This is a genomic window from Bacillus sp. 2CMS4F, assembly GCF_023161785.1.
Lineage (GTDB): Bacteria > Bacillota > Bacilli > Bacillales > Bacillaceae > Bacillus > Bacillus halotolerans.
In genome coordinates this window covers 338667-361606 of sequence record NZ_JALNTO010000001.1, presented here as the reverse complement: position 1 = coordinate 361606, position 22940 = coordinate 338667, and the positions used below count along the sequence as shown (strand labels likewise).

General features: G+C 42.9%; 20 protein-coding genes. All 20 read left to right on the top strand.

From position 1 onward, the window contains the following. Window positions 1-127 precede the first annotated feature (127 nt). A complete protein-coding gene (locus tag MTN95_RS01515) occupies window positions 128-2497 on the top strand; it encodes an FtsK/SpoIIIE family DNA translocase (RefSeq protein WP_248336738.1) in 2370 nt (789 codons plus the stop codon). 133 nt (window positions 2498-2630) lie between these two features. After that, on the top strand, window positions 2631-3356 hold the full coding sequence (locus tag MTN95_RS01510; RefSeq protein WP_059292764.1) for a GntR family transcriptional regulator: 726 nt from the start codon (window positions 2631-2633) through the stop codon (window positions 3354-3356). Window positions 3357-3490: 134 nt separating this feature from the next. Further along, window positions 3491-4699 carry a bacillibactin exporter BcbE gene (gene bcbE / locus MTN95_RS01505; RefSeq protein WP_248336736.1) on the top strand — a complete coding sequence of 403 codons (1209 nt, stop codon included), beginning with the start codon at window positions 3491-3493 and terminating at the stop codon, window positions 4697-4699. Between the two features lie 237 nt (window positions 4700-4936). Continuing rightward, a complete protein-coding gene (gene yfmF / locus MTN95_RS01500; RefSeq protein ID WP_059352922.1) occupies window positions 4937-6214 on the top strand; it encodes an EF-P 5-aminopentanol modification-associated protein YfmF in 1278 nt (425 codons plus the stop codon). Beyond that, window positions 6211-7497 (top strand): EF-P 5-aminopentanol modification-associated protein YfmH, encoded by a 1287-nt coding sequence (gene yfmH, locus MTN95_RS01495; RefSeq protein ID WP_105954257.1) that lies wholly within the window; start codon window positions 6211-6213, stop codon window positions 7495-7497. The genes yfmF and yfmH overlap by 4 nt, the downstream gene beginning before the upstream one ends. A gap of 52 nt (window positions 7498-7549) precedes the next feature. Beyond that, window positions 7550-8278 (top strand): elongation factor P 5-aminopentanone reductase, encoded by a 729-nt coding sequence (ymfI, locus tag MTN95_RS01490; protein ID WP_105954258.1) that lies wholly within the window; start codon window positions 7550-7552, stop codon window positions 8276-8278. 79 nt (window positions 8279-8357) lie between these two features. Further along, entirely contained in the window at window positions 8358-8615 is a 258-nt protein-coding gene (locus MTN95_RS01485) for a DUF3243 domain-containing protein (RefSeq protein WP_024121451.1), read from the top strand. Between the two features lie 129 nt (window positions 8616-8744). After that, entirely contained in the window at window positions 8745-9536 is a 792-nt protein-coding gene (locus tag MTN95_RS01480; RefSeq protein WP_024121452.1) for a DUF3388 domain-containing protein, read from the top strand. A gap of 18 nt (window positions 9537-9554) precedes the next feature. Beyond that, on the top strand, window positions 9555-10472 hold the full coding sequence (gene rodZ, locus MTN95_RS01475) for a cell shape determination protein RodZ (protein ID WP_105954259.1): 918 nt from the start codon (window positions 9555-9557) through the stop codon (window positions 10470-10472). Window positions 10473-10521: 49 nt separating this feature from the next. Then, window positions 10522-11103 (top strand): CDP-diacylglycerol--glycerol-3-phosphate 3-phosphatidyltransferase, encoded by a 582-nt coding sequence (gene pgsA / locus MTN95_RS01470; protein ID WP_010334305.1) that lies wholly within the window; start codon window positions 10522-10524, stop codon window positions 11101-11103. Between the two features lie 18 nt (window positions 11104-11121). Continuing rightward, on the top strand, window positions 11122-12372 hold the full coding sequence (locus MTN95_RS01465; RefSeq protein WP_059352925.1) for a competence/damage-inducible protein A: 1251 nt from the start codon (window positions 11122-11124) through the stop codon (window positions 12370-12372). 172 nt (window positions 12373-12544) lie between these two features. Beyond that, the gene (recA, locus tag MTN95_RS01460; RefSeq protein WP_099042952.1) at window positions 12545-13591 is read left to right on the top strand and encodes a recombinase RecA; all 1047 of its coding nucleotides are present in this window, start codon (window positions 12545-12547) and stop codon (window positions 13589-13591) included. Window positions 13592-13770: 179 nt separating this feature from the next. Beyond that, window positions 13771-14949, top strand: coding sequence for a serine hydrolase domain-containing protein (locus MTN95_RS01455; protein WP_248336734.1), 1179 nt, complete (start codon window positions 13771-13773; stop codon window positions 14947-14949). A gap of 286 nt (window positions 14950-15235) precedes the next feature. Beyond that, a complete protein-coding gene (rny, locus tag MTN95_RS01450; protein WP_010334309.1) occupies window positions 15236-16798 on the top strand; it encodes a ribonuclease Y in 1563 nt (520 codons plus the stop codon). Window positions 16799-16859: 61 nt separating this feature from the next. Beyond that, window positions 16860-17654 (top strand): 2',3'-cyclic-nucleotide 2'-phosphodiesterase, encoded by a 795-nt coding sequence (ymdB, locus tag MTN95_RS01445; protein ID WP_003245138.1) that lies wholly within the window; start codon window positions 16860-16862, stop codon window positions 17652-17654. Window positions 17655-17853: 199 nt separating this feature from the next. Further along, complete coding sequence (gene spoVS / locus MTN95_RS01440) at window positions 17854-18114, top strand: stage V sporulation protein SpoVS (protein ID WP_003154135.1); 261 nt, start codon at window positions 17854-17856, stop codon at window positions 18112-18114. Window positions 18115-18376: 262 nt separating this feature from the next. Next, a complete protein-coding gene (gene tdh, locus MTN95_RS01435; RefSeq protein ID WP_248336732.1) occupies window positions 18377-19420 on the top strand; it encodes an L-threonine 3-dehydrogenase in 1044 nt (347 codons plus the stop codon). Window positions 19421-19432: 12 nt separating this feature from the next. Continuing rightward, window positions 19433-20611 (top strand): glycine C-acetyltransferase, encoded by a 1179-nt coding sequence (locus MTN95_RS01430; RefSeq protein WP_248336730.1) that lies wholly within the window; start codon window positions 19433-19435, stop codon window positions 20609-20611. A 143-nt stretch (window positions 20612-20754) separates the two neighbouring features. After that, window positions 20755-22284, top strand: coding sequence for a tRNA (N6-isopentenyl adenosine(37)-C2)-methylthiotransferase MiaB (gene miaB / locus MTN95_RS01425; RefSeq protein WP_024121459.1), 1530 nt, complete (start codon window positions 20755-20757; stop codon window positions 22282-22284). A 1-nt stretch (window position 22285) separates the two neighbouring features. Continuing rightward, complete coding sequence (gene ricA, locus MTN95_RS01420; RefSeq protein ID WP_024121460.1) at window positions 22286-22717, top strand: regulatory iron-sulfur-containing complex subunit RicA; 432 nt, start codon at window positions 22286-22288, stop codon at window positions 22715-22717. Window positions 22718-22940: the final 223 nt, after the last annotated feature.

The window sequence follows — 22940 nt, the reverse complement described above, 5'->3', positions numbered from 1 at the left end:
TTCCGGCCCTTTTTTAAGGGCAAAATATGCTATAATAGGGGAATCCTACAGAAAAACGCAGCCAGTAAACGGCTGCTTTCTTCATTATGTATGAACTTACATTTTTTAACGCAGTAAGGTGATGAGTGTGGCAAAGAAAAAAAGAAAATCGAGAAAAAAACAGGCAAAACAGCTCAACATAAAATTTGAATTAAACGGATTGCTGTGCATTGCTATCTCAATTATCGCCATTTTACAGCTTGGTGTAGTGGGACAAACCTTTATCTACTTGTTCCGTTTTTTCGCTGGTGAGTGGTTTATTTTATGCTTGTTAGGCTTATTTGTTTTAGGGGTTTCCCTATTTTGGAAGAAAAAAACGCCGAGTCTTTTAACGAGACGAAAGGCAGGGCTGTACTGCATCATTGCAAGCATATTGCTGCTTTCTCATGTGCAGCTGTTTAAAAATTTGACGAACAGAGGATCCATTGAGTCTGCCAGCGTGATTCGCAATACATGGGAATTATTTTTAATGGACATGAATGGGAGCTCTGCTTCACCTGATTTAGGCGGGGGGATGATCGGGGCGCTTCTGTTTGCGGCTTCACACTTTTTGTTTGCATCAACCGGTTCTCAAATTATGGCGATTGTAATGATTTTGATCGGAATGATTCTGGTCACGGGGCGTTCTCTTCAAGAAACGCTGAAAAAGTGGATGAGCCCGGTCGGCCGTTTCATCAAAGAACAATGGTTTGCTTTTATTGATGATATGAAATCAGTCAAAACAAATATGAAATCATCGAAAAAAGCGAAAGCCAATACCAGTAAAAAACAAAAGCCGGCGCGCAAAAAACAGCAAATGGAGCCAGAGCCTGCTGCTGAAGAAGAGGAGCAGGAAATGGTATCGCCTCTCATTCATTCAGAGCCGATTATCTCAAGCTTTTCAGACCGGAATGAAGCGGAAGAGCCTCCGGCAGCTGCAGTAAAACGAATTGAGCCGGCCACAGAACCGCTTCAGGAAAGTCAGTCCGAGGCTGACCATAATGAAACGGCTGCTGCTCCGCCAATGACTTTTACAGAACTTGAAAATAAAGATTATCAGATGCCGTCATTAGATTTATTAGCTGATCCGAAGCATACCGGCCAGCAGGCTGATAAAAAAAATATTTATGAAAATGCCAGAAAGCTTGAACGCACGTTCCAAAGCTTCGGCGTAAAGGCGAAAGTGACACAGGTTCATCTTGGGCCGGCTGTCACGAAATATGAAGTGTATCCGGATGTCGGAGTGAAGGTAAGCAAGATAGTCAACCTAAGTGACGATTTAGCGCTTGCGTTAGCTGCAAAAGACATCAGGATTGAGGCGCCTATTCCAGGTAAATCTGCCATCGGAATAGAAGTGCCAAACGCGGAAGTGGCTATGGTATCGCTGAAGGAAGTGCTTGAATCAAAACTTAATGACAGACCTGATGCAAAACTGTTAATCGGACTTGGCCGTAATATTTCGGGTGAAGCTGTGCTTGCTGAATTAAACAAAATGCCTCATTTGCTTGTCGCAGGCGCGACCGGGAGCGGAAAAAGTGTCTGTGTCAACGGCATTATTACAAGTATTCTGATGCGCGCTAAACCGCATGAAGTGAAAATGATGATGATTGACCCAAAAATGGTTGAACTGAATGTGTACAATGGGATTCCGCATTTGCTTGCTCCGGTGGTAACTGACCCGAAAAAAGCATCACAAGCTTTGAAAAAGGTTGTCAATGAAATGGAACGTCGGTACGAATTGTTTTCTCATACAGGAACAAGAAATATTGAAGGGTACAATGATTATATAAAACGCTCCAATAATGAGGGAGAGGCAAAACAGCCAGAGCTTCCGTATATCGTGGTCATTGTGGACGAGCTAGCTGATCTCATGATGGTAGCTTCATCTGATGTAGAAGACTCGATTACGAGATTATCCCAAATGGCACGGGCTGCCGGCATCCATCTTATTATTGCGACACAGCGTCCGTCGGTTGACGTCATTACAGGGGTCATCAAGGCAAATATTCCGTCACGAATCGCATTCAGTGTCTCTTCACAGACGGACTCAAGGACCATTCTGGATATGGGGGGCGCTGAAAAGCTTTTAGGACGAGGAGATATGCTGTTTTTACCTGTCGGGGCTAATAAACCTGTCCGTGTACAAGGAGCATTTTTGTCAGACGAAGAAGTGGAGCAGGTCGTGGATCATGTCATTACGCAGCAAAAAGCTCAATATCAGGAAGAAATGATTCCTGAGGAAACAACGGAAACCCATACTGAGATTACCGATGACCTTTATGATGAAGCCGTAGAATTAATCGTCGGCATGCAGACTGCATCCGTATCGATGCTGCAAAGAAGGTTCAGAATCGGGTATACGAGAGCGGCACGCCTGATTGATGCAATGGAAGAACGCGGCGTAGTTGGCCCGTATGAAGGCAGCAAACCAAGGGAAGTCTTAATATCAAAAGAAAAACATGATGAGCTCTCTTCTTAAATGAAGGGAGTTCAGTAACAATAATAACATTATGTAAACTGTGCACCTTTCTATTTATTTTTTCGACAAAACATGATATAGTTGTCCCAATTGTTCAATAATTTTTATCGAAAGTGGTTTACGGAGGGGAAACATGTCTACAAAAGCTGATAATCGGCACTTGTATTTAAAAGTGATTGAACGAATAAAAGAGGATATTAAAAATGGAATCTACACTGAGAAAGAAAAGCTCCCTTCTGAATTTGAGCTTTCCAAAAAGCTTGGTGTCAGCCGGGCGACTTTGCGTGAAGCACTGCGGATATTGGAAGAAGAGCATGTGATTATCAGAAGGCATGGTGTAGGAACTTTTGTCCATTCTAAGCCGTTATTTCTTTCGGGCATTGAACAGCTGAACAGTGTAACCAAGATGATTGAACAGGCTAATATGATTCCAGGAACGATTTTTCTTTCATCTCAAGTGCTTATGCCGTCCGATGATGATATCAAGAGATTTCATTTGACATCAGGCCAGGAAGTTTTTTATCTTGAACGTGTCAGAACGGCAAACGGACAGCCGATTGTGTATTGTATTGACAAAATTCCGATGGATATTTTGCCGGATTCTTTTTCTCACCAGCAAGAGTCTATGTTTGACCTGCTTGAGAAAAATTCAGGCTCTGTGATCAGCTACGCTGTAACTGATATTGAGCCGATCGGCTATCATGATACGATTTCTCCAGTGCTGGAATGCGATCCGGAAACAGCTCTTTTGCTGTTAAAACAAACGCATTACGATCAGCATGATAAACCGGTGCTTTATTCATTAAATTATTTCAGAGCCGACAAATTCAGATTCCATGTTTTGCGTAAACGTTTCTAAAACAGACGCCTGTGATGTGTCTGTTTTTTTATTTGCCTGGTTTATGTTTCTTTGTACATACTTTTACTGCGGTTAACGCATGATATAAAGGATGACAAAGTGAATGGGTGAAAATGTTGAAAGAAAAAATAGGAATGAAAAATATTATTGCTCTGGCTTCCGTACCGCTTGTTATGACATTAGGGAACTCCATGCTGATTCCCGTGCTTCCGATGATGGAGAAAAAGCTGTCGGTCAGTTCATTTCAAGTGTCATTAATTATCACTGTATATTCGGTGGTAGCGATCATTTGCATTCCGATCGCAGGGTACCTGTCGGATAGATTTGGCAGAAAAAAAGTATTGCTCCCATGCCTTCTTATTGCGGGAATAGGGGGAGCAGTGGCTGCTTTTGCTTCAACATATATAGACAATCCTTACGCTATGATCTTGGCCGGACGGGTTCTTCAAGGCATCGGATCAGCGGGTGCAGCTCCCATCGTCATGCCGTTTATCGGCGATCTGTTTAAGGGGGATGATGAAAAGGTCAGTGCCGGTCTTGGCGATATTGAAACCGCTAACACCTCGGGAAAAGTGCTGAGTCCCATACTGGGCGCCTTACTTGCCTCCTGGTACTGGTTCGTCCCGTTTTGGTTTATTCCGTTTTTCTGTTTGATCAGCTTTTTGCTCGTATTGTTTCTGGTCGAGAAGCCTGAAGAAGATGAGGATGCACCTACAATTTCAGAGTTTTTCAAGAATGTGCGGAAAATCTTTAAACAGGATGGACGCTGGCTCTACACAGTTTTTATCATTGGATGCGTCATTATGTTTTTATTATTTGGCGTATTATTTTACTTATCAGATACGCTAGAGAATAAATATACAATTGACGGAGTGGCCAAAGGCGGGCTGCTGGCGATACCTCTTTTATTCCTGTCCAGCAGTTCTTTTATAGCGGGTAAAAAGATCGGCAAAGATAAGGCAAGAATGAAATTTTGCGTCGTTACAGGGATGATTATGTTAAGCCTGTCTTTTATCGGCTTGTGGTGGAACCACAGTTTTTATTTTTTATTTATCTTTTTGAGTTTTGGGGGAATTGGAATCGGAATGGCGCTTCCTGCTTTAGATGCGCTGATAACAGAAGGGATTGAGAGTGAGGAATGCGGAACTATTTCCTCATTTTATAATAGTATGCGCTTTATTGGAGTAGCTCTCGGGCCGCCTGTGTTTGCGGCATTGATGTCTAATGCAAGCTGGCTTATCTTCATTCTTTCCGCATTTTGCGGGATTGTTTCCTTATTTCTGGTGCTCTTTAATGTAGATGCTAAAAAAAGTGAAGAAGAAAAAAACTTAGGGACGGTTTGACACACCGTCTTTTTTTGCTGAGAAAAATAGTGAATCTTGGCAGAAAACTTGTGATTAGGAGGCATCAAGCAGGAAGCTCTTTTTTATTCCCAATAGCGGACGAACAATTAATACGTAAGAGGTTATTGTTTCCTTATAAATCCTACAGTTGCTATAATTACATGAAAGAGTGTTTCTGCGAATGCTGAAATTTGGTCATAATACATACTAATAAGAAATGAACGAAGGAGGTTTCACATGTCATATGTCAATGAAGTCAAAACAAAGCACGGCGGTTTAACCGCACATATTGTAGAAACAGAAAAATTTAAAACCGTCTCGCTTATCTTTAAAATGCTGGCGCCCTTAACAAAGGAGCAAGTTACGAAAAGAGCGCTGTTCCCGCATGTGCTGCTTCGAGGAACAGAAAGCCGTCCGAAAACTGCAGAATTGCGTTCTTACCTGGATGAACTCTACGGCACGTCTGTTTCGGCTGATCTCTCGAAAAAAGGTGAACAGCATGTAATTACATTCAGACTTGAAATTCCGAATGAAAAATATTTAAAAGATCAGACGCCGCTCCTTGAAAAAGGGCTGCAGCTTCTCGCAGAAATCGTGTTTTCACCTGCTTTGGAAGCAGGCGTTTTTCAATCGCAATATGTGGATCAAGAAAAACGAACGCTGAAGCAAAGAATTCAAGCAGTTTATGATGATAAAATGCGTTACTCTAATCTAAGGCTTATACAGGAAATGTGTAAAAACGAACCTTACTCGCTGCACGTCAATGGTGAGATCGACGATGTTGATGCCATTACGGCCGATCAATTATATGAAACATACCGACATGCGATCCAAAAAGACCAGCTTGATTTATATGTCGTCGGCGATGTTGACAGTAAACAAGTGCAAGCTGCAATTGAACAATATTTTCAAACAGAGGAACGCACCCTGGAAGCATTTGCAAACAATCATGCTGAACAACCTGAACCCAAAGAAGTCATTGATGAAGAAGACGTCAAACAAGGCAAGCTGAATATTGGCTATCGGACCAATATTACCTTTACAGATCAGGATTATTCAGCTTTACAAGTTTTTAACGGAATGTTCGGCGGCTTTTCTCATTCTAAGCTTTTCATTAATGTTCGGGAAAAAGCCAGTCTCGCTTATTACGCAGCCTCGCGTATCGATAGCTTTAAAGGTTTATTAATGGTGATGTCAGGAATTGAAGTGAAAAACTACAAACAAGCCGTCTCTATTATTGCCGAGCAATTTCAGGCTATGAAAAACGGGGAGTTCAGTGAGCAAGACATCTCTCAGACGAAAGCCATGATTCGGAATCAGGTGCTGGAAACAATTGATACTGCGTACGGTTTATCTGAATTTCTATATCAGCAGGCCGCTGCCCAAGTCGATATTCCGATCGAAGATTTCCTTGCCAATATTGAGCGGGTGACAAAAGAGGATATCATTAAAGTCGGCGAAAAGATTCAGCTTGATACGACTTATTTCTTAAAAGGGACGGAGGGTGCATCTTGATAAAACCAATCGAATTTGAACAGCTTCAGGAGACGCTGTATCATGAAAAAATGTCAAACGGCCTGGACGTATACGTTTTGCCGAAAAAAGGCTTCAACAAGACGTATGCGGTATTCACAACAAAGTACGGGTCTATAGATAATCAGTTTGTCCCTCTTGGAAAAGACGAGATGGTTCAAGTTCCGGACGGGATTGCCCATTTTCTTGAACATAAGCTGTTTGAAAAAGCTGATGGAGATGTTTTTCAAGATTTCAGTAAACAGGGCGCCTCTGCCAATGCGTTCACGTCATTTACAAGAACGGCTTATCTTTTCTCAAGCACGTCAAATGTTGAACGCAATTTGGAGACACTGATTGATTTTGTGCAGGACCCTTATTTTACAGAAAAAACGGTGGAAAAGGAAAAAGGGATTATCGGCCAGGAAATTAACATGTATGATGATAACCCTGACTGGAGGCTTTACTTCGGGGTGATTGAAAACATGTACAAAGATCATCCTGTCAAAATAGACATAGCCGGGACTGTAGAAAGTATATCTCATATCACAAAGGACCTTCTTTACGAATGCTATGAGACGTTTTATCATCCGAGCAACATGCTCCTCTTTATAGTCGGCCCTGTTGATCCTGAAGCTATCATTTCTCAGGTAAGAGAAAATCAGGAAAGAAAACCGTATACAGATCAGCCGGAAATTAAACGAGAAGAAGTAAAAGAGCAAGAAGCTGTTTTCCGGAAAGAAAAAGAAATTAAAATGAATGTTCAGGGACCGAAATGTCTCGTCGGACTGAAATCAAAGCATCCGTATAAATTAGGGAAAGAGCTGCTCAAGCATGAACTTGCAATGAACCTATTGCTTGAATCTTTATTCGGCAAAAGCTCTGCCCAATATGAGTCCCTTTATGAAAAAGGGTATATAGATGAAACGTTCAGCTTTGATTTTACGGCTGAATATGGGTTCGGTTTTGCGGCCATTGGCGGGGACACGCCTGAACCGGATAAATTGGCTGAAGACATTTCAGGCAATCTGCTTCGTGCCGGTGAAATCATCACCGCTGAGAAGATTGAACTTGCCAGAAAGAAAAAAATCGGGTCATTTTTAAAGGCATTAAACTCACCTGAATACATCGCTAACCAATTCACTCGCTATGCATTTTTGGAGATGAGCCTGTTTGATATTGTAACTGTTCTCGAGCAGATCACCCTTGAGGATGTGCAGCAAATCATACAAGAGGAAATTGCTGAGGACAGACTGACTGTCTGCAAAGTGGTTCCTAAATCTTAACATGCATCCCTCCAATGTGAGGGGTGTTTTTCTGCGGAAAGAAGGAAAGAGGATGAAAAAAACAGCATTAGTCACCGGGGCGAGCGGCGGTATCGGCAAAAGCATAAGTGAATCGCTTGCAGCAGAGGGTTATGATCTGCTTTTGCACTACAATCAGAATGAAAGCGCGGCTGCAGAGCTTGCTGAAAAACTGAAACGGTCATTTGGCATATATGCTGATATTTTGCAAGGAGATCTCTCCACTCCCACTGGCGCTGATGAACTAACAAAATCAATTGTTCAGCCGGTTGATGCGATCGTTTTAAACAGCGGCAGAAGCCATTTCGGGCTGATTACTGATGTAGATAATGCTACGGTACAGGAAATGGTTCAGCTGCATGTGGCAAGTCCTTACATGCTGACGAGAAACCTTGTTCCAGGCATGATCCGTAACAAATCGGGAGCGATCGTGGCAGTCAGCTCTATTTGGGGAGAGACTGGCGCATCGTGTGAGGTGCTGTACAGCATGGCAAAGGGAGCGCAGCACTCGTTTGTAAAAGGACTGGCTAAGGAGCTGGCCCCAAGCGGTATCAGGGTTAACGCAGTAGCACCGGGTGCTGTAGATACAAACATGATGAATCAATTCAATCCGGATGAATTAGAAGAGATCGCTGATGAAATCCCGATCGGCAGGCTTGCACAGCCGAAAGAAGTTGCCGAGGCGGCAGCATTTCTCCTGTCTGAAAAAGCTTCCTATATTACTGGACAGATTCTGTCAGTAAACGGCGGCTGGCACTGCTGATGCAAAATAAAATGTGTATAGTTTCTTTTAAGAAGGACAAAATAATTTTGTAACTTCACATGAAATGGAGGAAACTCACATGTCAGTATTAGAAAACTGGGATAACTGGAAGAATTTCCTTGGTGATCGTTTAAACTATGCGCAAGAAAAAGGCATGAGTCAGGACACCATCACTGACCTTGCTACAGAAATCGGCGGTTACCTGGCTAATGAAGTGGATTCTAAGAACGAGCAGGAAAAAGTGCTGGCAGATCTTTGGAGCGTAGCATCTAAAGAAGAACAGCACGCCATTGCCAATATGATGGTTAAGCTTGTTGAAAATAACAGCACTCATTAAGAAGAGAGGAGATTCTTCCTCTCTTTTTTATGTTTTCCCCATCACAGCAACATTCTTCTTTCTAATTAGAGAAAAATGCTTTATGATAAAGGAAGGTAAAATTTTGCCACAATGAAGGGGGTATATCATTTGGCAAAGCTCGAATGGTATTTTGAATATGAAATTCAAGTGAACCGCCCCGGACTGCTCGGGGATATTTCATCTCTTCTCGGGATGCTTTCTATTAACATCGTAACGATAAACGGCGTCGATCTTTCCAGAAGGGGAATGCTGCTCAGGTGCCGCCATATAGATCAAATTAAGCGATTAGAATCAATCTTAAAAACGATGGAAACAATTAAAGTAACGAAGCTGAGAGAACCAAGGCTTCGCGACCGCCTCGCCGTGCGTCACGGCCGGTACATCCAGAGGGATGCCGATGATAAGAAAACATTCCGCTTTGAACGGGACGAGCTGGGCTTATTAGTCGATTTTATGGCCGAACTGTTCAAAAAAGAAGGCCATAAATTAATCGGGATCCGGGGAATGCCGCGCGTCGGGAAAACGGAGTCAATCGTAGCTTCCAGCGTATGCGCCAGCAAAAGGTGGCTGTTTGTGTCATCTACCTTGCTGAAACAGACAATCAGAAGCCAGCTGATTGCCGATGAATACAGCACTGAAAATGTCTTTATCATTGACGGCATTGTATCGACAAGAAGAGGATCAGAACGCCATCTGCAGCTGGTGAGGGAAATCATGAGGCTGCCTGCTACAAAAGTGGTGGAGCATCCGGACATATTCGTTCAAAATACAGAGTATACACTAGATGACTTTGATTATATTATTGAACTGAGAAATGATCCTGATGAGGTTATTACATATGAACATGCTGAAGAACCCCAAATGTTTGATCAATCCGGGTTTTCAAGCTTTGATTTTTAAAATTGGAAGGTGTTTGTTGTGACTGAACTAGGAATCCGGCTGAAAGAAGCCAGAGAGGAAAAAGCAATGTCATTGGATGATCTCCAAGCGGCAACTAAGATTCAAAAAAGGTATTTAACCGCCTTGGAGGAAGGAAATTATGACATTATTCCGGGTAAGTTTTATGTCCGGGCTTTCATCAAGCAATATGCGGAAGCCGTCGGGCTTGATGCTGACCAATTGTTTGAGGAGCATAAAAAAGATATCCCGAATACGTATCATGACGATGTGTCTGAAAAAATCTCCGGCATGAATCTCCAGAAGGAAATGCCAAAGCCTGCTTCTAAGGCGCTGGAATTGCTGCCTACAATACTTGTGATTCTCGGCGTGATTGTCGTGATCGCCATTGTTTACGCTATAATTCAGTTTGCGAATCATAAAAACGATGATAATAGCAATGCGGCATCAGAAAAATCAATCGCGAAAAGTGAAAGCAAGTATGAGATCCCTAAAGATTCAACGCTGAAAGAGAATCAAACCAACAGCTCTGAAAAAGAGACAGACACGAAAAAAGAAACGAAAGACAAAGAAGATAAAAAAGTTAAAAAAGAAGACAGTGACAAACTAGAGATGAAAGCAACTGGCACTGAAGGATCTGTAACAACTTATGAAGTGTCCGGTGCTGATAAAATTGAGCTTGAGCTGAAGGCTTCAGACAGCTCTTGGATTCGAGTGCGTGATGAAAACAGCAGCTCTCTTAAAGAGGGTACACTGAAAAAAGACGAAACGTATAAAAAAGACATAACTGATCAGAAACAAGTTGAAATCCGCACAGGATATGCACCTAACCTGAAAATAAAAATCAACGGTGAGGTTCTTTCATATAAACTTGATCCTAAAGAAGTGATGGCACAAACAATAAAGATTGTAAATAAAAAGGAAGAAAAGTCATCTTAATCACCAGATGACTTTTCTTCACGTCCGAGTATGAAACTGGAGGGGCTTTATGTTTAACTTACCGAATAAAATCACACTAGCAAGAATTGCATTAATCCCAATCTTCATGATTATCATGCTGGCGCCGTTTGACTGGGGCAGGCTCGAATTTGGAGACGAATCCATTCCGGTCACACACTTGGCGGGCGCTATCTTGTTTATTATTGCATCGACGACAGATTGGATAGATGGTTATTATGCCCGCAAACTGAACCTTGTTACAAACTTTGGGAAATTTCTCGATCCGCTTGCGGACAAACTTCTCGTATCGGCAGCGTTAATTATCCTTGTTCAATTTGATCTTGCTCCCGCTTGGATGGTCATTGTGATTATCAGCCGGGAGTTTGCCGTAACAGGTTTAAGGCTTGTATTAGCCGGAACGGGAGAAGTGGTAGCTGCGAATATGCTTGGTAAAATTAAAACCTGGGCACAAATCATTGCAGTATCTGCATTGCTTCTACACAATCTTCCATTTGAGCTTGTGTCATTTCCGTTCGCTGACCTGGCGTTATGGGTAGCCGTATTCTTTACCGTTGTATCAGGCTGGGACTATTTCGCTAAAAACTGGGAAGCGCTAAAAACATCTAACTAAGAAAGAAGGACATACGTGATGGAATTTCCAAAAAAAGCAGAGATTATTGCAGTCGGTTCAGAGCTCTTACTTGGTCAGATTGCTAATACAAATGCTCAATTTATCAGCAAACAGCTGGCAGAAATCGGAGTAAACGTATTTTACCATACAGCAGTCGGTGATAATCCGGAGCGGCTGAAGCAGGTCATCCGCATTGCTGAAGAGCGCTCTGATTTTATTATTTTTTCCGGAGGGCTCGGGCCGACAAAAGATGATTTAACAAAAGAAACGATAGCAAATGTGCTGGGACGTCCGCTCGTTTTAAATGATGAGGCGTTTCAATCCATTGAGGATTATTTCAAACGAACAAAACGCACGATGTCACCTAATAACCGAAAACAGGCGCTTGTCATCGAAGGATCTGACGTACTGGCGAATCACTTTGGAATGGCGCCGGGAATGCTTACAGAGCATGATTCGCGCTTTTATATGCTTCTTCCCGGGCCGCCGAGCGAATTGCGTCCGATGTTTGAAAATGAGGCAAAACCGCTTCTTCTTAAAAAGATGGGCTCCAATGAAAAAATTGTATCAACTGTTCTTCGCTTTTTCGGTATCGGCGAATCTCAGCTTGAAGCTGATTTAGAAGATATCATTGATGCACAGACGAACCCGACGATCGCTCCGTTGGCAGCGGACGGCGAGGTGACGCTTCGCCTGACAGCGAAACATGCCGATGAAAAAGAAACAGAGCGTTTGTTAAAAGAAACAGAAGCCGTTATTTTAGAACGTGTCGGTGAATTTTTCTATGGCTACGACGATACATCGCTTGTGAAAGAGCTATCTAAAGCATGTAAGGAAAAAGGCATCACGCTTTCTGCCGCAGAAAGCTTTACCGGCGGGCTGTTTTCCGAATGGCTGACAGACCTTAGCGGCGCTTCAGCATTGTTTTCCGGCGGCGTTGTTTGCTATTCAAACGAAGTGAAGCAAAATGTCCTCGGCGTCAAAAAGGAAACATTGGACCGCTTCGGCGCAGTCAGCGAGGAATGCGCATCTGAGCTCGCAAAGGGTGTTCAGCAGCTCACTGGAAGCGATATTGGCATTAGCTTTACCGGTGTTGCCGGCCCTGATACTCAAGAAGGCCATGCACCTGGACATGTATTTATCGGTATTTCTGCAAACGGAAAAGAAGAGGTTCACGAGTTTCACTTTGCAGGCTCCAGAACAGGAATCAGAAAACGTGCTGCTAAATATGGCTGCCATTTAATTTTAAAACTGTTAGAGCAAAAATAATGTTTTCAGCACACTATCCTCCTCAAAAAACATGATTTCTCTGACTCATTATGATATTTTGGTAGAAATCAGGCCAAGAAAAAATCCGAATATGCGTTCGCTTTTTTCTTGGCAAATCCCTTCAAACAGGGTATAGTATATGTAGTGGTAACATAAAGGAGGAAAAAATAGAATGAGTGATCGTCAGGCAGCCTTAGATATGGCTCTTAAACAAATAGAAAAGCAGTTCGGCAAAGGTTCTATTATGAAACTGGGAGAAAAGACAGATACAAGAATTTCTACTGTCCCAAGCGGCTCCCTCGCTCTTGATACGGCACTGGGAATTGGCGGATATCCGCGCGGACGGATTATTGAAGTATACGGTCCTGAAAGCTCAGGTAAAACAACTGTTGCGCTTCATGCAATTGCTGAGGTTCAGCAGCAGGGAGGACAAGCTGCGTTTATCGATGCGGAGCACGCGCTAGACCCGGTATACGCACAAAAACTCGGTGTCAATATCGAAGAGCTTTTACTGTCTCAGCCTGACACAGGCGAGCAGGCGCTTGAAATTGCAGAAGCGTTGGTTCGAAGCGGTGCAGTTGACATCGTTGTTGTCGACTCTGTAGCGGCGCTCGTTCCGAAAGCGGAAATTGAAGGCGACATGGGAGATTCACATGTCGGTTTGCAGGCACGTTTAATGTCTCAAGCGCTTCGTAAGCTTTCAGGGGCTATCAACAAATCGAAAACTATTGCGATTTTCATTAACCAAATTCGTGAAAAAGTCGGCGTTATGTTCGGAAACCCGGAAACGACTCCCGGCGGTCGTGCGCTGAAATTCTACTCTTCCGTTCGTCTTGAAGTACGCCGTGCTGAACAGCTGAAACAAGGCAACGACGTTATGGGGAATAAAACGAGAATTAAAGTCGTGAAAAACAAGGTGGCTCCTCCGTTCCGTACAGCTGAGGTTGATATTATGTATGGAGAAGGTATCTCAAAAGAAGGCGAAATCATTGATCTCGGAACTGAACTTGATATCGTGCAAAAAAGCGGTTCATGGTACTCTTATGAAGAAGAGCGTCTTGGCCAAGGCCGTGAAAATGCCAAACAATTCTTAAAAGAAAATAAAGATATCATGCTGATGATTCAGGAGCAAATTCGTGAACATTACGGCTTAGATAATAACGGAGTAGTACAGCAGCAGACGGAAGAGACACAGGAAGAACTCGAATTTGAAGAATAAGAATAAAAATAAAATGAATTTGAAATGATAAAAAAGGCAGAGTGAAAACTCTGCCTTTTTTTCTTTTATATTTTCTGCAAAATAAAGATAAATAAATTGGTTTTTTTGACAACTTTTATAGTGCTTCATACGTCTAACAAAACGTGTGTATTTGAAATTAGATTGGGAGGATAAAATGAATGACAAGCCCCACTCGCAGAAGAACTGCGACGCGCAGACGGAGAAAACTAAATAAAAGAGGCAAACTTTTGTTTGGTATGTTGGCCGCAATCATTTGTTTCACGATTTGGAATGCCATTCATCGAGAGGATGAAGAAGCCGAACCATCTCAAGAAGCTGCGGCGGTTTCTGATACCGGTCAGAAGCAAGCTGATCAGAAGAAAAATAAAGCCAAAAAAACAGAGGAACAAATCAAAGCAGTGGATCGCAATCAAAAAATCAGCAGTTATTTAAAAGAGATCGGCTTCAGCGGGACAGCCATGATCGTCAGAAATGGAGAAGTCATAATAAATAAAGGTTTTGGTTACGCGGACCGCGAGCATCATATAAAAAACAATCCTGCGACATCCTTTTATGTCGGATCGTCACAAAAAGCGCTGATAGCAACCGCTATTTTGCAGCTTGAGGAAAAGGGAAAGCTCCAGACAAGTGATCCGGTCAGCACGTATTTATCTCATTTTCCCAACGGAAAGAATATTACATTAAAGAATCTGCTTACTCATACATCGGGAATAAACGGACATGTTGAAGGGAATGGGGAGATCACTCCGGATGACTTAATAAAAGACATAGAGCAGCAAGGAATCAAACGCCAGCCTGGGATATGGGACTATCAGGATTCTAACTATACAGTTCTCGCTTATATTGTTGCTGAAGTGAGCGGTGAGTCTTATGAACAATACATAACCAATCATATTTTTAAGCCGGCGGGGATGACGCATTCGGGTTTTTACAAGACATACGATAAGCAGCCTTATCCAGCTGTCGGCTACAAGCTGAAAGGCAGCAGGGCCGTCACACCGTATATGCCTGATTTATCTCAGCTTTATGGAGCAGGCGATATATATATGAGTGCTGCCGACATGTACAAATTTGACAAAGCACTGATAGACGGCAAGCTCTATTCGCAAGAAAGCTATGAAAAAATGTTCACGCCAGGGAGCAGTTCCACATACGGGATGGGATTTTATGTTGCTCCCGGAAGCTATTCAAACCACGGAGTCATGCCGGGCTTCAACGTATTGAACAGCTTCAGCAAATCCGGACAAACCGTTGTTGTTTTGTTGTCAAACATTCAAAATAACGCTAAACTTGGACAAGTGAACAATAAAATATACCAGCTTCTAAATCAGGAGTAATTTACGATCTGTTTTTTCAAAAGATTGGCGGATTCACGTTCAGCACGATAAATGGGGGCGGCTCGGCAAACGTTAAGCTGGCAAGCTTGACAAGTATTTCCGACACAATTACAATGAAGTTGTAACATTTGTTTTTTTAACATGATTGTTAAACCATTTAAACTTGACAAGGGCGATGAAACTTTCATTCCCTGTGAAGGTTCTGTATGTTGAGAAAACTAGACAATGTACATGCCGACACTTATTTTGAGCAACAACCAAGTTCATAGCAAGAGGAGGTGAAAGTATGACCCCAATTATGATGGTTCTCATCTCCATTTTGCTGATTCTACTCGGTTTAGTTGTTGGCTACTATGTTCGTAAAACCATTGCCGAAGCGAAAATTGCAGGCGCACGCGGTGCAGCCGAGCAAATTCTTGAAGATGCAAAGCGTGATGCTGAAGCACTGAAAAAAGAAGCTCTGCTTGAAGCAAAGGATGAAATCCACAAACTTCGAATAGATGCTGAACAAGAAGTTCGTGAAAGACGAAATGAGCTTCAAAAACAAGAAAACCGTTTACTCCAAAAGGAGGAAAACCTTGATCGCAAACATGAGGGAATTGATAAACGGGAAGCGATGTTGGAGAAGAAAGATCATTCTCTGAATGAACGACAACAACATATTGAAGAGATGGAAAGCAAAGTGGATGAGATGATTCGTATGCAGCAGTCAGAGTTGGAACGAATTTCGAGTCTGACTCGTGACGAAGCGAAACAAATCATTCTTGACCGGGTTGAAAACGAGCTTTCACATGACATCGCCATCATGACAAAAGAAACTGAGAACCGTGCGAAAGAAGAGGCGGATAAAAAAGCGAAAAACATTCTTTCACTCGCCTTACAGCGCTGCGCAGCGGACCACGTTGCCGAAACAACGGTATCAGTTGTCAATCTTCCAAATGATGAGATGAAAGGACGTATCATCGGTCGGGAAGGGCGTAACATTCGTACGCTTGAAACGCTGACAGGTATTGACCTGATTATCGATGATACCCCTGAAGCTGTCATCCTGTCCGGATTTGATCCGATCAGACGTGAGACAGCAAGGATTGCTCTTGATAAACTCGTTCAGGATGGCCGTATTCATCCGGCACGGATTGAAGAAATGGTTGAAAAATCTCGCCGCGAGGTCGATGACTACATTCGTGAGATGGGTGAGCAAACGACATTTGAGGTTGGCGTTCACGGCCTCCACCCAGATCTGATCAAAATTCTCGGCCGCTTAAAGTTCCGTACAAGCTACGGTCAAAATGTGCTTAAGCATTCCATGGAAGTCGCATTCTTGGCTGGGCTGATGGCATCGGAGCTTGGAGAAGATGCAAAGCTTGCTAAACGGGCGGGACTTCTTCATGACATCGGAAAAGCGATTGACCATGAAGTAGAAGGAAGCCACGTTGAAATCGGAGTCGAGCTTGCGACTAAATATAAAGAGCACCCAGTCGTAATTAACAGTATTGCATCACACCATGGGGACGAGGAGCCGACTTCCATTATCGCTGTGCTGGTAGCTGCAGCAGATGCGCTTTCCGCTGCAAGACCTGGCGCAAGAAGTGAGACGCTCGAGAACTACATTCGAAGACTTGAAAAGCTCGAAGAAATTTCTGAGTCCTACGAAGGTGTTGAAAAATCATTTGCGATTCAGGCTGGACGTGAAGTGCGTATTATGGTGAAGCCGGATTCAATAAATGATCTTGAAGCTCATCGCCTGGCGCGAGATATCCGAAAACGAATTGAGGACGAGCTCGATTATCCAGGTCATATTAAAGTGACAGTCATTAGAGAAACTCGAGCCGTAGAGTATGCAAAATAAAGTGATGCGCTAAGCATCACTTTATTTTTTTGACGGCTGAGGAATAGAAAGGATTTACAAAATGAGAATTTTATTTATCGGAGATGTTGTCGGGTCACCGGGCCGCGACATGGTAAAAGAGTATGTGCCAAAGCTGAAAACAAAATACAAGCCGCATTTTACCATTATAAATGGCGAAAATGCCGCACATGGAAAAGGCTTAACAGAAAAAATCTATCACAGTTTAATACAGTCTGGCGCAGATGCGATCACGATGGGAAACCATACATGGGATAAAAAGGAAATTTTTGATTTTATCGACGATGTCCCGAACTTAGTCCGTCCCGCAAACTTTCCGGAAGGAACACCGGGAAAAGGGATCACATATGTGAAAGCAAACGGTAAAGAACTAGCTGTTATCAACTTACAAGGCCGTACGTTTTTACCGCCGCTCGATGATCCGTTTTTAAAAGCGGATGAATTAATTGCCGAAGCTGCTAAAAGAACACCGTACATTTTTATCGACTTCCATGCGGAAGCGACAAGTGAAAAGCTCGCACTCGGCTGGTACACGGATGGACGGGCATCTGCTGTAGTAGGAACTCACACTCACGTGCAAACAGCGGATAACCGCATTTTGCCGAAGGGCACGGCATATATTACTGATGTAGGAATGACCGGCCCATATGACGGTATACTGGGGATGGACAGAGAAACGATTATCAAACGTTTCAAAACAAACCTTCCTGTGCGCTTTACTGTCGCTGAAGGAAAAACAACCCTGAGTGGAGTCGTCATCGATATAGACGATCAAACGAAAAAAGCCGTTAAAATCGAACGTATTTTAATCAATGATGATCACATGTTCTTTGAATAATTGATCTCATGGTTATTTTATAAAAATATTAAAAAGAAAAGCAGGAATATAGCAACTCCTTAGTGAATATAGTAAAAATGGAAGGTAGCCCGCTATTTTTGAAAAGCATTGTGGGGATGGCTTTTTGGATAGCAACATCTAATAATGATTGTTCTAATGAACACTCACTTATCCATTGTAAAACTAAGGGGGAGCAGAAATGGAAATCTTAAAAGTTTCAGCAAAATCGAGTCCAAATTCAGTGGCAGGTGCGCTTGCAGGTGTGTTAAGAGAGCGCGGAGCCGCCGAGATTCAAGCAATTGGAGCGGGTGCTTTGAACCAAGCTGTAAAAGCTGTGGCAATCGCCAGAGGATTTGTGGCGCCGAGCGGGGTTGATTTGATTTGTATTCCGGCTTTTACTGATATTCAGATCGATGGTGAAGAAAGAACAGCGATTAAATTAATCGTGGAGCCTCGCTAAGAAAATTAAAGTATTCACAACCTGTTTGCATATGCAAGCAGGTTGTTTTTCATTTATTGTGATATTTTCTCTCAATAGTATTTTTATAATATAAATGAACCATATGTCATGTGTAAAAACGATTCCGGCTTTTTATTAAAAAAATTTAGCCCATTTTTCAAGACGGATACTTTTGTCTTTCCTAGGAGGACACAGCTGTTTACGGTGATTCCAGATCATGGTACAATCCGGTTATAACAAGACTTTTAAAGGAGGATTGTACATGCAGAGTGGAAAGATGAAAGCTGTAATGAAAAAACACGGTGCTTTCGGCGCTGTGCTGGCTGAAGTCCCCATTCCTGAAATCGATAAGCATGAAGTTCTTATAAAAGTTAAGGCAGCTTCCATTTGCGGCACGGATGTGCATATTTATAATTGGGACCAATGGGCACGGAAGAGAATAAAAACTCCTTGTGTCTTCGGCCATGAGTTCAGCGGGATTGTCGAGGCTGTAGGCGAGAATGTCAGCAGTGTAAAAATCGGGGAGTATGTTTCTGCGGAAACACACATTGTATGCGGCACATGCGTCCCTTGTTTAACAGGAAAGCCTCATGTATGTAAAAATACGGCCATTATCGGAGTGGACACGGCAGGCTGTTTTGCGGAGTATGTCAAAGTGCCGGCCGAAAACGTTTGGAAGAATCCCGCGGATATGGACCCGGCGATTGCTTCCATTCAAGAGCCTTTAGGAAATGCCGTTCATACAGTTCTTGAGAGTCAGAACGCCGGAGGAACGACTGCCATTATTGGATGCGGTCCGATCGGACTTATGGCGGTAGCGGTCGCAAAAGCAGCAGGTGCAGCGCAGGTGGTCGCCATTGACAAAAATGAGTACAGATTAGCTCTCGCCAAACAAATGGGAGCCACAAGCACGGTCTCCGTCGAAAAAGAAGATCCGCTCAAAATTGTAAGCGCTTTAACGGGCGGGGAAGGAGCTGATCTCGTTTGTGAGATGTCGGGTCACCCTTCAGCTATCGCGCAAGGCCTAGCAATGGCTGCAAATGGCGGGAGATTTCATATTCTCAGCCTGCCGGAACATCCGGTTACCATCGACTTGACGAATAAAGTCGTGTTTAAAGGCCTTACCATCCAAGGGATCACAGGGAGAAAGATGTTTACGACATGGCGGCAGGTTTCACAATTGCTTGGATCAAACACACTGGATCTTTCACCTATTGTTACCCATCAGTTTCCATTAGAAGAGTTTGAGAAAGGGTTTGAACTGATGAGAAGCGGGCAGTGCGGAAAGGTTATTTTAATTCCATAAAGGGGGATCAACATGACAAAAGAATTTGAGTTTCTAAAAGCAGAGCTTGAAAGAATGAAAGAAAACCATACATGGCAAGACGTTAAACAGGTTGAATCAATGCAGGGCCCTTCTGTTACAGTGAATCATAAAAAAGTCATTCAGCTTTCTTCTAATAATTACCTCGGATTTACTTCACACCCAAGACTCATCAAAGCTGCACAGGAAGCTGCTCAGCAATTTGGAGCCGGAACCGGTTCAGTCCGGACAATCGCCGGAACGTTTACCATGCATCAAGAATTGGAGAAAAAACTGGCAGCCTTTAAAAAAACAGAGGCGGCACTTGTCTTCCAATCAGGCTTTACAACAAACCAAGGTGTACTTTCCAGCATTCTTTCAAAAGACGATATTGTCATTTCTGATGAATTGAACCATGCCTCTATCATTGATGGAATCAGATTGACTAAGGCGGATAAAAAGGTTTATCAGCATGTAGATATGAGTGATTTAGAGAAGGTGCTGAGAAAATCAATGAATTACCGCATGCGCTTGATTGTCACTGACGGCGTATTTTCAATGGATGGAAATATTGCTCCTCTGCCTGACATTGTGGAGCTCGCTGAGAAATATGACGCTTTTGTGATGGTTGATGACGCCCACGCATCCGGAGTGCTTGGCGAAAACGGCAGAGGGACGGTAAATCATTTCGGTCTTGACGGAAGGGTTCATATTCAAGTCGGAACGTTAAGCAAGGCAATCGGAGTTTTAGGGGGATATGCTGCCGGTTCAAAGGTGTTAATCGACTATTTGCGTCATAAAGGCCGTCCATTTTTATTTAGCACGTCACATCCTCCGGCTGTAACTGCAGCTTGTATGGAAGCAATTGATGTCTTGCTGGAAGAGCCGGAGCATATGGAGCGTCTGTGGGAGAATACACATTATTTTAAATCAATGCTTGTCCAAATGGGTTTTACTCTCACACAGAGCGAGACGCCGATTTTACCTATTTTAATAGGTGATGAGGGGGCAGCGAAGCAATTTTCTGATCAGCTTCTGTCAAAAGGTGTTTTTGCACAAAGCATCGTTTTCCCGACTGTTGCAAAAGGAAAAGCCAGAATACGCACAATTATTACAGCCGAGCACACCAAAGAAGAACTGGATCAGGCGCTTGATGCCATTGAAAAGACAGCAAAGGAGCTTCAGCTATTGTAAGGAGAAGGGAATACTCTTCTCCCTTTCATTCCTTATTGATTATTATTCTCAATGAGTGTACAATAATAGGTTGCCAGTTGTGCAGAGCTTCAATAACCTTTATACTGGAGGGTGGAAGTTTGGTTTGAAAGGAGAAATATCATATGAATGAAAAGCAAAAATTAGAGAGCGGACAAGTTAATCCATCGGACAAAAAATCCGAGAAGGATTACAGCAAGTACTTTGAAGCTGTCTACATTCCGCCTTCTTTAAAAGATGCGAAAAAACGCGGCAAAGAAGCCGTTACTTATCATAATGACTTTAAAATTTCTGAAGAATTCAAAGGCATGGGTGAAGGAAGAAAATTCTATATCCGGACGTACGGCTGCCAAATGAACGAACATGATACAGAAGTAATGGCAGGTATCTTTATGGCTCTTGGCTATGAAGCGACAAACTCTGTTGACGATGCCAATGTCATTCTGTTAAATACATGTGCGATCCGTGAAAATGCGGAAAACAAGGTATTCGGTGAGCTTGGACACTTAAAAGCACTCAAAAAAAATAACCCGGATCTTATCTTAGGCGTTTGCGGCTGTATGTCACAAGAGGAATCAGTCGTTAACAGGATTTTGAAAAAACATCCGTTTGTCGATATGATTTTCGGTACGCATAATATCCATCGTCTGCCGGAGCTTTTGTCTGAAGCATACCTTTCAAAAGAAATGGTCATAGAAGTTTGGTCCAAGGAAGGCGATGTCATTGAAAACCTTCCGAAAGTCCGCAACGGAAAAATTAAGGGCTGGGTCAACATCATGTACGGCTGTGACAAGTTCTGTACGTATTGCATCGTACCGTATACACGCGGAAAAGAAAGAAGCCGCCGTCCGGAAGAGATCATTCAGGAAGTAAGAAGACTTGCAAGCGAAGGCTATAAGGAAATTACACTTTTAGGCCAAAACGTAAACGCGTACGGAAAAGACTTTGAAGATATGAACTACGGCCTTGGTGATTTGATGGATGAGCTGCGCAAAATCGATATCCCGAGAATCCGTTTCACAACGAGTCATCCGCGTGACTTTGATGATCATCTCATTGAAGTGCTTGCAAAAGGCGGCAATCTGCTCGATCATATTCATCTGCCGGTCCAATCAGGAAGCTCAGAGGTCTTGAAACTGATGGCACGCAAATATGACAGAGAGCGTTACATGGAGCTCGTCAGAAAAATCAAAGCGGCTATGCCAAACGCTTCTTTAACAACTGACATTATCGTCGGCTTCCCTAACGAAACGGACGAACAGTTTGAAGAAACGCTGTCATTATACCGTGAAGTGGAGTTTGACAGCGCCTATACGTTTATTTACTCTCCGCGTGAAGGCACACCTGCAGCAAAAATGAAAGATAACGTTCCGATGAGAGTGAAAAAAGAACGCCTGCAGCGTCTGAACGCATTGGTTAATGAAATTTCTGCTAAAAAAATGAAGGAATATGAAGGCAAGGTTGTCGAAGTATTAGTTGAGGGCGAAAGCAAAAACAACCCTGAGGTTCTTGCCGGCTACACTGAAAAAAGCAAGCTTGTGAATTTCAAAGGACCAAAGGAAGCGATCGGCAAAATCGTTCGCGTGAAAATCCAGCAAGCGAAAACGTGGTCGCTTGACGGAGAAATGGCAGGAGAAGCAATCGAGGTGAAATAAGATGACGCTCTACTCTAAAAAAGACATTGTGCAGCAAGCCCGAAACCTTGCAAAAATGATCTCTGAAACAGAAGAGGTTGATTTTTTCAAACGGGCTGAAGCGCAAATTAACGAGAACGCAAAAGTGTCTGTAATCATTAATCAGATTAAAGCCCTGCAAAAACAAGCTGTTAATCTGAAGCATTACCAAAAACTCGAAGCGCTCAAACAAGTAGAAGAAAAAATTGATGCGCTGCAAGAGGAGCTTGAAGACATTCCTGTCATCCAAGAATTCAGAGATTCTCAGGTTGAGGTGAATGACCTTCTGCAGCTCGTGGCGACCACCATCTCCAACCAGGTCACAAATGAAATCATTACATCAACCGGAGGCGACCTTCTAAAAGGAGAAACCGGTTCGAAGATGAAACATTCAAATAACAGCTGTTCTCTTTAAACACGGTGCCTTTTCAGGCCCGTGTTTTTTAATGTTAAACTATCAACAGAACTAAATGAACTATGTACTAAATATTCAATCTGTTTTGCCGCCTTTAGCCAAATAAACTTTATCGCACTTATGAGTAAAGTTTCTAGGCACCCCTGCATACAATGGAACAGAAACTTTGTATTTTTATATTTTATTTATAAAAATGCACACTAGACGAATGCCCAGCATAAGA

Excerpts from the sequence above, each read along its gene's own strand:
- ymdB (WP_003245138.1), top strand. The coding sequence starts at position 16,860 with ATGAGAATTTTATTTATCGGAGATGTTGTCGGGTCACCGGGCCGCGAC.
- spoVS (WP_003154135.1), top strand. The coding sequence starts at position 17,854 with ATGGAAATCTTAAAAGTTTCAGCAAAATCGAGTCCAAATTCAGTGGCA.
- bcbE (WP_248336736.1), top strand. The coding sequence starts at position 3,491 with ATGAAAAATATTATTGCTCTGGCTTCCGTACCGCTTGTTATGACATTA.
- MTN95_RS01430 (WP_248336730.1), top strand. The coding sequence starts at position 19,433 with ATGACAAAAGAATTTGAGTTTCTAAAAGCAGAGCTTGAAAGAATGAAA.
- pgsA (WP_010334305.1), top strand. The coding sequence starts at position 10,522 with ATGTTTAACTTACCGAATAAAATCACACTAGCAAGAATTGCATTAATC.
- yfmF (WP_059352922.1), top strand. The coding sequence starts at position 4,937 with ATGTCATATGTCAATGAAGTCAAAACAAAGCACGGCGGTTTAACCGCA.
- MTN95_RS01485 (WP_024121451.1), top strand. The coding sequence starts at position 8,358 with ATGTCAGTATTAGAAAACTGGGATAACTGGAAGAATTTCCTTGGTGAT.
- ricA (WP_024121460.1), top strand. The coding sequence starts at position 22,286 with ATGACGCTCTACTCTAAAAAAGACATTGTGCAGCAAGCCCGAAACCTT.
- miaB (WP_024121459.1), top strand. The coding sequence starts at position 20,755 with ATGAATGAAAAGCAAAAATTAGAGAGCGGACAAGTTAATCCATCGGAC.
- MTN95_RS01510 (WP_059292764.1), top strand. The coding sequence starts at position 2,631 with ATGTCTACAAAAGCTGATAATCGGCACTTGTATTTAAAAGTGATTGAA.
- tdh (WP_248336732.1), top strand. The coding sequence starts at position 18,377 with ATGCAGAGTGGAAAGATGAAAGCTGTAATGAAAAAACACGGTGCTTTC.
- MTN95_RS01455 (WP_248336734.1), top strand. The coding sequence starts at position 13,771 with ATGACAAGCCCCACTCGCAGAAGAACTGCGACGCGCAGACGGAGAAAA.
- rny (WP_010334309.1), top strand. The coding sequence starts at position 15,236 with ATGACCCCAATTATGATGGTTCTCATCTCCATTTTGCTGATTCTACTC.
- recA (WP_099042952.1), top strand. The coding sequence starts at position 12,545 with ATGAGTGATCGTCAGGCAGCCTTAGATATGGCTCTTAAACAAATAGAA.
- MTN95_RS01465 (WP_059352925.1), top strand. The coding sequence starts at position 11,122 with ATGGAATTTCCAAAAAAAGCAGAGATTATTGCAGTCGGTTCAGAGCTC.
- ymfI (WP_105954258.1), top strand. The coding sequence starts at position 7,550 with ATGAAAAAAACAGCATTAGTCACCGGGGCGAGCGGCGGTATCGGCAAA.